This is a genomic window from Paenibacillus sp. P36 (assembly GCF_045866505.1).
Classification (GTDB): Bacteria; Bacillota; Bacilli; order Paenibacillales; family NBRC-103111; genus Paenibacillus_E; species Paenibacillus_E chondroitinus.
Map to the genome: position 1 here is coordinate 2,202,454 of NZ_AP038372.1, position 13,282 is coordinate 2,215,735.

At 44.4% G+C, this 13,282-nt stretch carries 13 protein-coding genes and 1 riboswitch; of the genes, 8 read left to right on the top strand and 5 right to left on the bottom strand.

Features of this window, described 5'->3' with window-relative positions; all coding sequences use genetic code 11:
* Positions 1-13: 13 nt before the first annotated feature.
* The 4 genes from ACKTT9_RS10075 to ACKTT9_RS10090 all read left to right on the top strand — a co-directional run bounded on the left by ACKTT9_RS10075 (position 14) and on the right by ACKTT9_RS10090 (position 3,351).
* Entirely contained in the window at positions 14-1,240 is a 1,227-nt protein-coding gene (locus ACKTT9_RS10075; RefSeq protein WP_407871432.1) for an MDR family MFS transporter, read from the top strand.
* 100 nt (positions 1,241-1,340) lie between these two features.
* Positions 1,341-1,433, top strand: a riboswitch (cyclic di-GMP riboswitch).
* 104 nt (positions 1,434-1,537) lie between these two features.
* Positions 1,538-1,837 carry a hypothetical protein gene (locus ACKTT9_RS10080; RefSeq protein WP_157322706.1) on the top strand — a complete coding sequence of 100 codons (300 nt, stop codon included), beginning with the start codon at positions 1,538-1,540 and terminating at the stop codon, positions 1,835-1,837.
* A 130-nt stretch (positions 1,838-1,967) separates the two neighbouring features.
* Positions 1,968-2,882, top strand: a complete 915-nt coding sequence (locus ACKTT9_RS10085) for an exopolyphosphatase (protein WP_407871433.1) — start codon at positions 1,968-1,970, stop codon at positions 2,880-2,882.
* Between the two features lie 70 nt (positions 2,883-2,952).
* Complete coding sequence (locus ACKTT9_RS10090; protein WP_174806786.1) at positions 2,953-3,351, top strand: VOC family protein; 399 nt, start codon at positions 2,953-2,955, stop codon at positions 3,349-3,351.
* 188 nt (positions 3,352-3,539) lie between these two features.
* On the opposite strand, the gene ACKTT9_RS10095 is transcribed toward ACKTT9_RS10090, so the two are convergent.
* Complete coding sequence (locus ACKTT9_RS10095) at positions 3,540-5,048, bottom strand: stalk domain-containing protein (RefSeq protein WP_407871434.1); 1,509 nt, start codon at positions 5,046-5,048, stop codon at positions 3,540-3,542.
* 330 nt (positions 5,049-5,378) lie between these two features.
* Between ACKTT9_RS10095 and ACKTT9_RS10100 the strand changes: the two genes are divergently transcribed.
* Positions 5,379-6,155: a metallophosphoesterase gene (locus tag ACKTT9_RS10100; RefSeq protein WP_407871435.1), complete on the top strand. Its 777-nt coding sequence runs from the start codon at positions 5,379-5,381 to the stop codon at positions 6,153-6,155.
* A gap of 696 nt (positions 6,156-6,851) precedes the next feature.
* Here the strand turns inward: ACKTT9_RS10100 and ACKTT9_RS10105 are convergent.
* Complete coding sequence (locus ACKTT9_RS10105; protein WP_407871436.1) at positions 6,852-7,991, bottom strand: class I SAM-dependent RNA methyltransferase; 1,140 nt, start codon at positions 7,989-7,991, stop codon at positions 6,852-6,854.
* A gap of 115 nt (positions 7,992-8,106) precedes the next feature.
* On the opposite strand from ACKTT9_RS10105, the gene ACKTT9_RS10110 reads away from it, so the two are divergent.
* Entirely contained in the window at positions 8,107-8,742 is a 636-nt protein-coding gene (locus ACKTT9_RS10110; RefSeq protein WP_407871437.1) for an O-methyltransferase, read from the top strand.
* 79 nt (positions 8,743-8,821) lie between these two features.
* Here the strand turns inward: ACKTT9_RS10110 and ACKTT9_RS10115 are convergent, their stop codons facing one another.
* On the bottom strand, positions 8,822-9,040 hold the full coding sequence (locus ACKTT9_RS10115; RefSeq protein WP_407871438.1) for a hypothetical protein: 219 nt from the start codon (positions 9,038-9,040) through the stop codon (positions 8,822-8,824).
* Positions 9,041-9,121: 81 nt separating this feature from the next.
* On the bottom strand, positions 9,122-9,895 hold the full coding sequence (locus ACKTT9_RS10120; RefSeq protein ID WP_407871439.1) for a metallophosphoesterase family protein: 774 nt from the start codon (positions 9,893-9,895) through the stop codon (positions 9,122-9,124).
* Between the two features lie 152 nt (positions 9,896-10,047).
* Between ACKTT9_RS10120 and ACKTT9_RS10125 the strand changes: the two genes are divergently transcribed.
* Positions 10,048-11,295: a CapA family protein gene (locus tag ACKTT9_RS10125; protein WP_407871440.1), complete on the top strand. Its 1,248-nt coding sequence runs from the start codon at positions 10,048-10,050 to the stop codon at positions 11,293-11,295.
* Positions 11,296-11,312: 17 nt separating this feature from the next.
* Entirely contained in the window at positions 11,313-11,936 is a 624-nt protein-coding gene (locus ACKTT9_RS10130) for a fumarylacetoacetate hydrolase family protein (protein WP_407871441.1), read from the top strand.
* A gap of 52 nt (positions 11,937-11,988) precedes the next feature.
* On the opposite strand, the gene ACKTT9_RS10135 is transcribed toward ACKTT9_RS10130, so the two are convergent.
* Complete coding sequence (locus tag ACKTT9_RS10135) at positions 11,989-13,179, bottom strand: HD domain-containing phosphohydrolase (RefSeq protein WP_407871442.1); 1,191 nt, start codon at positions 13,177-13,179, stop codon at positions 11,989-11,991.
* Positions 13,180-13,282: the final 103 nt, after the last annotated feature.

The window sequence follows — 13,282 nt, forward strand, 5'->3', positions numbered from 1 at the left end:
GGAGTTCTGACAGATGAATCGATTACGTGGTTTTCTTGGTTCGTATCATCCGATTGTACATACGTTAATTTTGGGAACGGTCATGGCCAGAGCGGCGTCTTCCATGAGTCTGCCTTTTCTGGCGATTTACTTGGCTAAACATACGTCGATGAGCGCGGTAATGATTGGGGTCGTAATTGGAATGGGAGCCTTGGCAGGAACAGTCGGAGGTTTTATCGGCGGCAATTTATCGGACCGATTTGGCCGACGCATCATCATGCTTGCTGCACTTTTTGGATGGGCGGTTGTGTTTGTAGGTTTTAGTATCGTGAAATTACCGGTTTTGTTCATGATGCTGAACATGCTGAACGGCTTGTGTCGCTCCTTCTACGAACCTGTCTCGCAAGCCTTGATGGCTGATTTGACCGAGCCGGCTAAGCGACTCAGTGTGTTTTCAATGAGATACATGGCCATCAATGTTGGTGTTGCTGTAGGACCTTTATTGGGTGCTTTTTTTGCAACGATGGATGGAGCATTGCCGTTTCTACTCACTGGAATCGTATATTTTATCTATGCGGTTACCCTCTACGTTCTCCTTATAGTTTTTGGTATTAAGCAAATAGAAGGGGAGAAAAAACAACCTGTTACGTTTGTCTCCGCATTGCGGGTCATTCAACGTGATGTCACGTTTCGCTATTATATTCTTGGCGGAATTATAGGGGCTATCGGCTACTCGCAAGTCATGGTGACACTATCGCAATATTTGGAGCAGAATTTCACTGAAGGTGTGAAAATGTTTGCTGTCCTCATGAGTGTCAATGCCATTGTGGTTATTGCGATGCAAATACCGCTTACGCGTATTTCTGATAAATACTCGCCACTTGTAGCGATTATTTTTGGCAATTTGATGTTTGCGTTAGGCGATATCGGTTTTGCATTCTCGCATTCGTTAGTACCCATGATTATTTCCATGGCGATTTTTACACTAGGCGAAATATTAAATTACCCCGCGGCCAATATGCTGATTGATAAACTAGCACCGGAGCATATGCGCGGTACTTATTTTGGAGCACAAACGTTAACCAACATAGGTCATTTTATGGGACCTTGGGTTGGTGGCTTTCTGCTCGTAGCGTACGGGGGCACTGCACTTTATCTGGTTATCGCTTTTGTGACCCTTGCGGGATCTCTCTTTTATTGGAAGGGCGCCAATAATCTACAAGCACTGCCCAAAAATAGGTCGAAAAAAGAAGTTTTTTGATAGATATTGCAAAATTAGTTCTTGCGAACTATACGATTTCAAAACAACATCCCTTATTCTTGAGAGTGTAGTTATTTCTTGTATAAGAATTCACAACACATCTCGACAATGGCAAAACTGACGAAAGTCAGTGACGCAAAGCTAAAGGGGCTACCTTGTTCATAAACGAACTCGTTGCCAGCCAGCTGCCGAACGATTGGGTATTCAACTTAGATCCCCCTCCGATCGGTACACTATGGTGGGGTTTTTCTCTGTCATAACTTTCATAATCTATGGATAAAAGGAGGACCAAGCAGCATGCAGTCTGATTTACATGAAGAGCAAAAAGTAACATCACTTTGCGGCAATCATGTTGCCCGTTTGGTGCCATCCTCGGATGGACCGAAACTAATGATTAATTTAGAAGAGTACGCACTTAATGAGACGTGTTGGGATGTTGAAATGTTTCAGGGGAGAAGCAACAGCATTTTAATTTTCTACTGGAAAGGCGAAGTTAAGCTTTCTGTGAAAATGCCTCCGATGCCGCAAATTGAAGCATTTATGACTAGACTCTACCAAATTTTGACGTCCAAATTAAGAACGGTTCAGCCCATCTAGGCGAACTGTTTTTTTTTATCCCAAAAGCTCTAATGACAAAATGATTGTCACAAATCGACAGGTGCTGATATAATGATACACATATTCATACATAGTTCTTAAGTACTAACTTCGTAGGGGGATTTGCGTTATGCGATTAATTACGCGTTCGGATTTTGACGGTTTAGTATGCGCAATGCTTTTCAAAAAGCTAAACATGGTCGATGAAATGAAATTCGTTCATCCCAAAGATATGCAGGATGGTCTGGTCGAGGTTACCGAGAACGATATTTTGGCGAATGTGCCTTATGTTGCAGGTTGCGGATTATGGTTTGACCATCATTCCAGTGAACTTGAGCGGATGGGTGAGAAGGTAGCTTTCAAAGGGGAAACCCGTATTGCACCAAGCGCAGCACGCGTCGTTTATGATTATTATGGTGGGCAAGAAACCTTTGGTGATATTGACGATATTATGCAAGGCGTAGATAAAGCGGATGCGGCACAATTCAGTAAAGAAGATATTTTGAATCCAACGGGTTGGGATTTATTATCGTTCATCATGGATGCCCGTACGGGTTTAGGACGTTACCGGGACTATCGAATTAGCAATTATCAGCTAATGGAAGAGCTTGTGGATCACTGCGCGGTGATGACGGTCGATCAAATTATGGAGCTTCCTGACGTTAAGGAGCGGGTAGAACGGTATTATGAATTGGATGCTCTGTACCGTGAAATGCTTGCAAAACATACGTATACAGAAGGAAACGTGATCATTACGGATCTTCGGGACGTGGAAACCATCTATCCTGGCAACCGTTTCATGGTTTACGCGCTTTATCCGGAGCAAAATGTATCCATTTGGATCGTGGACGGACGTAACAAACAAAATTGTGTATTTGCCTGCGGACACAGCATTGTGAATCGCACCTCCCAAACGAACATCGGGACTTTGATGCTACAAAATGGCGGAGGCGGTCACCACGCAGCAGGTACGTGTCAGGTAGAATATGCGCAAGCAGAGAATATTTTGAAGAAAATTGTTGAAACGATGAGAGCAGACGGATAAAATAAGAAACGAGCCGCAGGATGGGGAATTCCCGGATTGCGGTTTATTTACGGAGTGGGGAGGCGTGTTAGTGAAAATCGATCGCATTCATCATGTGGCCATTATTAGCTCGAATTACGAACAGTCGAAGCATTTCTATGTTGATTTGCTAGGAATGACGATCGTAAACGAGTTGTACCGGGCAGAACGTGATTCCTACAAACTGGATTTGCGCATAGGAGAAACAGAGCAGCAGATTGAATTGTTTTCGTTCCCAAATCCTCCATTAAGAGTGGATAGACCGGAAGCGCGAGGACTTCGGCACTTGGCTTTTGTCGTTGGAAATATGGACGAAAGCGTCAAAGAACTAGAGAGCAAGGGAATTGCGGTTGAACCGGTACGGATTGATCCCATTACAGGTGATCGGTATACGTTTTTTGCAGACCCAGATGGACTCCCATTAGAGTTGGTGGAACATGCCGAACGATGATGCATCAAACAATGAACAAAAAGCAAAATTAGGCTTTGCTATAGGATGCATGTGGAGTATTCTGCTGTCTATTCCGCTTTGGGCCATAATCATTTGGCTTTTGATGAAAAAATAAATCCCTCAAACGCTCGACTGAACAGGGTCGGATTAGCGGTTGGGGGATTTTTTTGTTGGCATTGGTATTAAACTTAGTAAACGTTGATTCGTCGAATAATTCCGTTTAGGCTGTCATAAATCACGATGTTTCCATGATGATCGATAGTAAAAAGGAAACTGCCCTTGAAACTTAAAGCGCCAGGACCTTCAACCTGATCAGTAACGGATTTACCATCAACAATTTTATCATTTACGGCAGGCTGCTCATAGGTTTGTGTTTTCGGATCATATAAACCCTTGTTATAGGTTAAAAGAGCAACATTAGTGTACTCATCCATTTTCCCAGCAACATCAACTTGATAAATCCTAGTAGTATCTGAAATGTAGAAATACCCATTCCTCGAAGAGGCTCCGGTTATTTGACCCAAATTAACCCTCGCTACCTCAGTAATCGTGCCGTCCAAGTTAACCTTGCTTATTTTTTTATTCGTTTTATCGAGGATATACATTTTCCCGTCAGTGTTTAAAGAAACATAACTTGCCTTCTTTTCAGGTAGGAATCCAATTACTTTACTCTCATTAGGTGCCTGAAAGTCGAATATTTTCCCCGAAAATGCATTGCTGTAGTAAAAATGATCTTGATCTAAAAACGAGATAAAATTGTTTTCTTCATTCATGGAACTTTCTAAATTATAAGTTACCATTTTAACTTCTGGTAGTATCTCATAAATAATTACGGCTTCTTCGACAAAGGGTCTCGCAGCATGTGCCATCAAATACAATTTGTCAGTTAAACTATCGTAATACAGTTTTTTTGGTGTGATATTTTGATAGGATACACGTTGCACAGCACCTTTTGAATCCTTATACTGCACGTCAAATTTACTATCTATAAAGGTTGTATGCTGTATGTTTTTTCCATCCCCATTGTTTTGATTATAGGATAAAATTCCATAAGGGTAGGATTGACTTTTGACGTCAAAATCTATCATATATAGATTGCTTTTTGAGTCTGAAATAATATCTTCTATTTTTACATTGCTTCTTTCTGTAATTGGTCGTTCAATCGATAAATTATCTACAGTTGGCTTGTCTCGTTTTTCATTTACAGGTGTAGGTTGAATGAGCTTATTAGTGATTGTAATCATTTGCGTTGTACCATCGAACGAAACAGTCTGATCCATATTTTCAGCAATAAAGCGGAGAGGGACCATAGTCGTATCATTAAGTATTGTAGCTGGCTGCTCCAATGAAGTAGAAGCACCGTTAATCACGGCATCTTTACTGTCGATTGCCAGAGAAATCTTGGTTTTGGCTGTAGAAAGTATAATTATCCGTGTAACGTCATCCCATTGGACCGTAACTCCCAGAGTCTCAGCAATAAAACGAAGCGGCACCATGGTCACGCTGTTCATTAAAGTAGGCGGGACTGGAAGTGTTTGAGTTTGACCATTAACGGTAACAATTTGCTCATTCAGTTTAAGTTTTAGCTCATGCTGATACTTAGTAGCTGATGAGTCTTGTGCAAAAGCAGGTTGAATAGATAGAAAAATACAGCTGATGCTTAGTGTTAGAAGTTTTGTGATTTTTTGATGAAACACGATTATCTTCCTCGTTTTCTATGATTTAAAAGCGTAGATTCCACTTTCTGAATAATGTATATTCCACATATTGTTACATTTTCCTTTTACCAAAAATTATCTGTTAACTTAATAGCTTTGGAGATGAAAACTGTGAGGAATAAACAAACTGTACGGATAGCTCGTCTAATAGAAGAGATCGAGAGTAGACAAAGGTAATAAAATCAGTCAACAAAATTGAACTCTTATACTCATGTGGCATTAATGTATTAACCCTATAATAAAACTTAGTATATAAACCTTATTGATTTCAGCAGCTATTAGATCCCATTTTTGGTGAGGAGGATGCGCTTGGAAGGAATTTTATTGAACGGCCTTTATGTATTCTTAGTTCTATTTATTTGCTACATAATCTTTATCTTGCCGACACAATGGCTAAAAATTGAGCGGATAAGATATCCTCTTAATCTAAATGTGAGAATCCTGCAAATAAGTGACATGCATGTTGAAAGATTAAGAATTCGTCCAGCCAGAATAGCCGCTATTATTCATGATGAAAAACCGGATTATATATTTATTACGGGTGATTTCACCAAATACCGAAAAATGCTTCCTAAACTTGAAGAGTACCTAAGAGCGATTGCGATTTGTAACGTGCCTATTTATTGCGTTCTTGGAAACCATGATTATCAGCAGAAAAATGTCAATGATCTTATCAAGCTTTTAAGAAAATATGGGCTTAAATTGTTAAGGAATGAGTCGCTGCATTTAGAACAATTTGAACTAATTGGAATTGATGATTTCGATTCTGATAAAAGTGATATTAAGGCTGCTTTTCGAGCTATTGATGATCGCAGAACGAAACTCATTATTACTCACGATCCTAACATCGTGCTACACTTGAATAAAGAATTCGATTATTTAATGGCTGGACATCTCCACGGTAAACAGTTTAATATTCCATTTTTCTTTCATATCAAAAACGCAGGTAAGCTGCCTAGAATGGGGATTTACAAGGGATTGCATAAACAGCAATATGGGGCTTACTACATATCTAAAGGTATTGGGCAAACTGGCGTCAATGCGAGATTGTTTGTTAGAAGCGAAGTGACTATGCATTATTTATAAAAAGACAGAGGCAGCTGAGATGTAAGGAACTCAGCTACCTCTGTTTTCATTTCGAGCGTTGCTACTGCGGAGTAAAGCTAAGCTAACGGACACCAGTGCCGTTATTACGCTGAAATTCGAATGGTTTCGCGCCTAACGGACATCAGCGCTCTTATTTGCCCATCACGCGGCTAAATTGCCTGCAAAGTAGGCGAATAGCAGCGCTGTTGGCCGTTAGAAATCTGAATCGGCGATTTCAGGCCGATTAAAGGCTCCTGTGTCCGTTAGCGTAATCGCTGTTCGTACTACTCGAGCTAGACAGTACTATGCGAAAACCTTAAGAGCAATCCAAATGCTGAGGGAGCAGAGATCTAGAGTTTCTCCTGCGAAGTAAACTGAGCTAACGGACACCAGCGCCGTTATTGCACTGATATTTGTATGGTTTCGCGCCTAACGGACATCAGCGCTCTTATTTGCCATTTCCGCGGCCAAATTGCCTGCAAAGTAGGCAAATAGCAGCACTGGTGTCCGTTAGAAATCTAAATCGGCGATTTCAAGCCGAATAAAGGCTCCTGTGTCCGTTAGCCTAAGCGCTGGCGACACAGCTCGGGCTTAGACTTTAACACGGGTCTATGGAGTACCCATAAGAGCCATCTAAAAACAAAGGCAGCTCAGACGTAAAGTCTCAGCTGCCTCTTTTTCGTGCTGCCTACGTTCCTACCTACGCGGAGGAAAAGGCCCAAGGTATTGATAAAGGTTACACTCAATCCGTCCGTTAAACAACTTGCGCTTCTTATCAGCGCGGCGGTTCATATAATGCTCGAGCTGTGTGCTCGGGCTGAGAATGAACATGCTCCACGAAGGCATCGGAGCTGTAAGAGCCCCGAGCTCGCGCAGCGCGACCTCGACATCCTTGGCTTCACCAAGCCGCTCTCCATATGGCGGATTGGTGATCAAACAGCCATAGTCGCCGCGCGGGCGGGCTTTGGCCACCGGTTCCACGCGAAGCTGGAACTGTTTCGTCAGCCCGGCCGACTTCGCGGCGGCTTCTGCCACTGCGATGGCAGACGGGTCAATGTCGCTGCCGATAATGTGCAGCGGCACATTGTCGCGGACCGCGTCGAACGCTTCGTCGCGCGCTTTGTCCCAGAGCTTGCGCGACACATTGCCCCACGCCTCGCTGGGGAAGCTGCGCCGCAGGCCTGGCGCGATATTCCAGCCGATCATGGCAGCCTCGATCGGGATGGTTCCCGACCCGCAGAACGGGTCGTAGAGCGGCCGATCGACGCTCCAGCGGCTGAGCAGGATCATGGCGGCGGCCATGGTCTCCTTCAGCGGCGCTTCAGTCACGAGCTTGCGATACCCGCGCTTGTGCAAGCTTGGGCCTGTGGTGTCGATCGTGAGTGTCGCGATATCGTTCAGAAGAGCCACTTCAATTACGTAACGCGCCCCGTTCTCGGGGAACCATTCGGTGCCGTATTGAAGTTTCAGCTTCTCAACGACGGCTTTTTTTACGATGCCTTGGCAGGCAGGGACGCTGGAAAGCTGTGACTTATGGGAACGCCCTTGCACAGGGAATTCGGCATCGTTCGGAATCCAGTCGGGCCAAGCGAGCGCTTTAGTGCCTTCAAAAAGCTCATCAAAGGTCAGAGCTTTAAACTGGCCCATAAGCACGAGAATCCGGTCTGCTGTCCGTAACCATAGATTGGCTCGGCAGATGGCCAGCTCGTCTCCCATAAAGCGTACGCGGCCGTTCTCAACGGTAACCTCGGTATAACCGAGGTCGCGGACTTCGCGAGCAACGATAGCTTCAAGTCCCATTGGGCAAGTTGCAATTAGTTCGATTGATTGTGGCATGTTTAGATTCCTTCCATCCGGGTTGTGCTTCGTTCATAAAACTCATACAATTAACAAGTATAGGACAAATAAGATATACTTACAAACGAAACGGCAAACTCTTAGGAGGAATAACATGGAAACCCTAACAGCTGAAAGCTATATGGAAGGTTTATATGCGGATGATCCCGTGCTTGAGCGGGTGAAGGAAGTTATACGAACCAATAATATGCCAGAAATCTCAATCGCCCCGGGCTACGGCAGACTGCTTACGATGCTAGTGACGATGATTGGCGCAAAAAAAGTACTGGAAATAGGAGCATTAGGAGGCTATAGCGGGATTTGCCTGGCTAGAGGGCTGCAAGAAGGCGGTAAACTCATCTCGCTTGAGTTGAAACAGGAATTCGCCGATGTAGCCAAACAAAATGTGGCCGACGCAGGTCTGGGCCAATTCGTCGAGTATCGTATTGGCGAAGCGTTGAAGCATCTCAACGAACTGCTTACGCAAGGGGAGCGTTTTGATTTCTTTTTTATCGATGCAGACAAAGTGAACTATCCAAACTATTTGGAGCTTGCCATTCAATTAGCGAATCCAGGGGCCATCATTGCAGGCGATAATACACTGATGAGGGGCAAAGTGGTTGACCCAGGCCAAACCAAAACCTCCGTGCAAGCGATGCGCAGCTTCAATAAGCTCATTGCTGAGGACCCGCGTTTGGAGAGCACAATTCTACCGGCCTATGACGGTCTAGCACTAGCTCGGGTGAAATAAGGTGTACATAGGAAGGGCTACCTGATTGTCTGAAAAGACATTCCGGGTAGCCCTTTTCCCTTTGAATAGAAGGTTTATCTTAAGAAGTTAACTGATGCACTTGAAAAAATTTGAATTCGTTCATTTGCCAAGGTGCTTTCTCTTCTACCTGTGTAACAGGCTGAGCGGGTTGCAGTGTGGATATAGGATGTACATTTTGCTGCTTCTTGAAAGGTGTAGCGCTCATCCCATTCCAGTAAATAAGCAAAACCTCCGCACATATAACGATAAAAGCAATTTTGGGCCAGTTCAGCTTCATGGAGGACATCCTCGCTTTCAATGATGAACCTATATTAGCATGTAGTGGAATTAATTTCCATAATAAATTTTGTTCAATCCCTTACTTGTGCACCAGCCCCGTTGAAATCTCAAGCGCATAGCGCTCAGTCTCTGGCATATGCACAGCATGAGCTCTGCTGATGGCATAGTCGATATCATACGGTACGCGTACAAATTGTAAGGAAAATCCTGCTTGCTGCTGACTATTCATATTGCCCTCCAGAACACAGTAACAGGCTTGTGGAATGCCATCATAGGGAATGCCTACACTGCCCACGTTAAAGAGCATTAGACCGCTGTCGGAAAGCGTTGCAACGCTCTTTTCTGAAGGGTTTTTCATCGTAATCAAAAAAGGGATGTGAATATCCCCGTAGCCAACAATATCGGGCAGCTTTCCGTTAGGAGCCGCACCGGTCATTTCTGTATTTTGAAACAGTGCCAGACGTTCTTTTTTGGAAGATTTACGCTTAACACGATGGTAAACGCTTTGTGAGGAAGCATGAAATAAACGGAACAGTTTGCCGCTAAGGTAAAAATCAACGGAGAATGGCAGTTCTGCCAAATAAGCAAGCCTTTCAGGCCCTAACTGCTGCTGCTGCCAAATGCCTGCCGGTTGGTCTTGCGGCCTATTGATGCCTAAGTCCCAATTTCCCTGTATGACAACCTCGCAGTTTCTTTGTATCGCGTCAACAACGGCTGCCGAATCAGGTCCTTTGCCAACGAGATCGCCTAAGCAATAGATTCGCTTAATGCCCCGCATTTTGATATCAGTAAATACAGCTTCAAGTGCAGGCAAATTTCCATGGATATCTGAAATAATCGCTATTTTTTCCAAAACGATGAATTCCTTTCCGTGCTGGTCTCAAGTGTAAATCTCATTGCTTCTGTTATATCATACGGATTCCATTCTGAAAATGAGTGTCCTTGACTATTACCCAATGCTAGATTCTTCTGCTATAATTTGTGGGGGAAAGGGGAAGGTTTTGAATGGAATCCAGAGTAGAGCGTCACCGTAAAGTGAAGGTAGTGCGCGCGCCTCAGAAGAAAACTCCGCTGAAAATGATCGGAGGACTCACTTTGGCTGCCGTTGCTTGTTTCGCGATTGGAATTGGTGCATCCTATTGGACGTCGAATAGCAAAACTACCGAAGAACAAGAGGCATCTTTACCATCGGTGTCCGTAAACTCGCCTCAACCGACGAATGCAGCAAGTAGCCAGCCAAGTCCTACAGCTACAGCAAACGCAATCGTACCGTCGTCATCACCGGAAGTTTCGGACAAGCCAGCAGGCAGTAGCGGACAAGTGAATCTCACTTTTGTTGGCGATGTGATGCTAGCCTCTAAGGTAGAAGATATTTTGAAACAAAAAGGCTATGATTATCCTTATACGAATGTAAAAGACTATTTGACCAAACCGGATTTCACCATCGCGAATTTGGAAACACCTATAACAACTAAAGGTACGGAACAGAAAAAGGATTACGTTTACCGCTCATCGCCTTTGGCTTTACCTCCGCTTAAGGATGCTGGCATCGATCTTGTTAATTTAGCGAATAACCATGTCATGGATTATGGCCCTGATGGTTTGCAGGATACGATGAATGCGCTGGACCAAGAGGGCATTAAGCGCATGGGAGCGGGCAATGATTTGAATGAAGCCTATCAGCCTGTCATAATGGAGAAAAACGGCATGAAAATCGCCTTTTTTGGCTTTAGCCGTGTTGTTCCGGAGGCCTCTTGGAAAGCAGGTCCCGGGCGCATCGGGGTAGCGGAAACTTACAATTACAAGCCGCCAGTAGAAGCCATTCAAAAAGCGAAAGAGAGTGCCGATCTTGTTGTCGTTGTTGCACATTGGGGCGTCGAGCGAAGCGACAATCCGGACAAGTATCAGACAGATTTGGCACACCGTTATATTGATGCCGGCGCAGATTTGGTTGTTGGCGGCCATCCACATGTGTTACAAGGCTTTGAGCAGTACAAAGGCAAGTGGATCGCGTATAGTTTAGGCAATTTTATATTTACAACAAACGATGTTTCAAAGACATGGGAAACAGTTATCTTGGAAGCTTCCTGCTCGAAAGATAAAGCGTGCAATATTCATCTTGTCCCTATTTTAAGCAAATTCGCACTTCCTACGCCTATGAATTCGGAAGACGGCTCCAAGCTGTTCCAGCGATTAAGCCAAATTTCGATTGGGTCCAAAGTTGATGCCGAAGGTAATGTTAGCAAGAAATAATGTGAGGAGATAACGACATGACAGATATTCGCAATATTTATTGTGTAGGACGCAATTACCGGGCACACGCTGCCGAGCTGGGGAATGATGTTCCGGATCAGCCGATGATTTTTACCAAACCAACGCATGCCTTGGCGGATATGAGTGGCGGGGAGCTGAAGCTTCCAGGCGATCAAGGCGAAATTCACTATGAAGCTGAATTGGTGCTGCATATCGCAAAGCCTTATCGTGAAGGCATTCAAGTTGATGAAATTGTTGATAAGTATGCGCTTGGCATCGATTTTACGCTAAGAGACGTACAGTCTGTTATTAAGAAAAAAGGCCAACCTTGGCTGCCGGCCAAAGGATTCCTGAAGTCAGCGCCACTGACGGAATTCCGTCCGTTCCCGGGAGCTTCCAAACTGACGGAAGAGAACTTCCAGCTTCGCCAGAATGGACAAGTCGTTCAAAACGGCAACATCAGCAACATGATTTTCGATTTGCAAACGATTATCGATTTCATCGCTAAGCATTACGGGCTGGGCGTAGGCGATATCATTTACACGGGAACTCCTGAGGGCGTTGGACCTGTAAATAATGGCGATCTCTTGGAATTAACATGGGGCGAAGAGGTATTCGGGGCAGTAACCATTCGCGTATAAAACAAAAAGGGCAGTCTCTTGCGGTCATCGTTGACCGAGAGATTTGCCCTTTTTATTGTCCATCTGCCGAGTCCTCCAGCGCACTATCGGCATATTTTTCACGCGCGTGAAGGATTGCCGGTAATTGTTCAAAAAACACATCAACGATTTGTGGGTCAAAATGCTCGCCCCGCTCTTCGGTGAAAAGTTGTAAGATGCGATCCAAGTCCCACGCTTTTTTGTAGACACGCTCACTGCCAAGCGCATCGAAAACGTCAGCAATCGCGGTAATACGCCCGTAGATGTGAATGTCTTCACCTTTGATTCCTCTGGGATATCCGCGACCATTCCATTTCTCATGATGCTCATAGGCGACCACCGCCGCCGTTTTGAGAATGTGACGGGTGGAGTTTTTGAGCAGGTTATAGCCGATTACGGTGTGATTTTGCATTAATTTGAACTCTTCATCGGTTAATTTGCCCGGTTTATTGAGCACACTGTCGGGAATCGCTACCTTGCCGATATCATGCATGGGTGAAGCAATTTTGAGAAGTTCCGATTCTTCCGTACTCATGCCTAATCCACGTGCAAGGATATAGGAATACTCGGCTACACGCTTAACGTGGTTCCCGGTTTCTTTGGATCGGCTCTCGCCAATTTCGCCCATGCGGAAAATAATTTCCTTCTGGGTTGCTTCGATCTCATTGGTGAGCAGCGCCGATTCTAAAGATTTGCCAGCATAAGAGGAGGCGAGCGTTAAATATTCCATATCTTTATCCGAAAATTGCTGGCATTCCGTTAGTTTATTAATGGCCTGGTAAGCGCCCATGATTTCGCCCTGACTGTCGCGGAACGGAATAACCATCAAGGCTTTCGTGCGGTAGCCTGTTTGCTGATCCGTTCGCAGTGCGCCATTAAGCAAGTAAGTTTTATATTCTTCATTCGTGTAGGCGTCATCAATAAATACAGCTTTATCATGCGTGACCGCATAACCGACAAGTCCTGCCGTGCTTGGGATACGAATCTCATCGAGTCCATGAGCCACTTTGGACCAGAGCTCGTTCTTGCTCTTATCCAGCAGCCAAACCGTGCAGCGATCCGAGACAATCATTTCCCGGCCCATATCCGCCATCAACATAAGGACATTCTCGAGTACTCGTTCATTGGCAATTTTGGCTGCATAATCAAAAATAACGCGCAGCATTTCTTGCGGATCCAAGTCATTTTTTATCTGGGACCTAGTTGTGATGTGGTCGTTATCCATGGCAGCCTCCTAGCTTTCGGAAATTATCTTACCATATTATTCTCGTAAAAAAGTTAACTTCCTGCTAGAATCTCACGAAAAATGATTGATTTTGTCGAAAAAT

Bases quoted from the DNA above. Each gene is read 5' to 3' on its own strand.
- ACKTT9_RS10080 (WP_157322706.1), top strand. From the start codon at position 1,538: ATGCAGTCTGATTTACATGAAGAGCAAAAAGTAACATCACTTTGCGGC.
- ACKTT9_RS10075 (WP_407871432.1), top strand. From the start codon at position 14: ATGAATCGATTACGTGGTTTTCTTGGTTCGTATCATCCGATTGTACAT.
- ACKTT9_RS10085 (WP_407871433.1), top strand. From the start codon at position 1,968: ATGCGATTAATTACGCGTTCGGATTTTGACGGTTTAGTATGCGCAATG.
- ACKTT9_RS10130 (WP_407871441.1), top strand. From the start codon at position 11,313: ATGACAGATATTCGCAATATTTATTGTGTAGGACGCAATTACCGGGCA.
- ACKTT9_RS10110 (WP_407871437.1), top strand. From the start codon at position 8,107: ATGGAAACCCTAACAGCTGAAAGCTATATGGAAGGTTTATATGCGGAT.
- ACKTT9_RS10135 (WP_407871442.1), bottom strand. From the start codon at position 13,179: ATGGATAACGACCACATCACAACTAGGTCCCAGATAAAAAATGACTTG.
- ACKTT9_RS10105 (WP_407871436.1), bottom strand. From the start codon at position 7,991: ATGCCACAATCAATCGAACTAATTGCAACTTGCCCAATGGGACTTGAA.
- ACKTT9_RS10115 (WP_407871438.1), bottom strand. From the start codon at position 9,040: ATGAAGCTGAACTGGCCCAAAATTGCTTTTATCGTTATATGTGCGGAG.
- ACKTT9_RS10125 (WP_407871440.1), top strand. From the start codon at position 10,048: ATGGAATCCAGAGTAGAGCGTCACCGTAAAGTGAAGGTAGTGCGCGCG.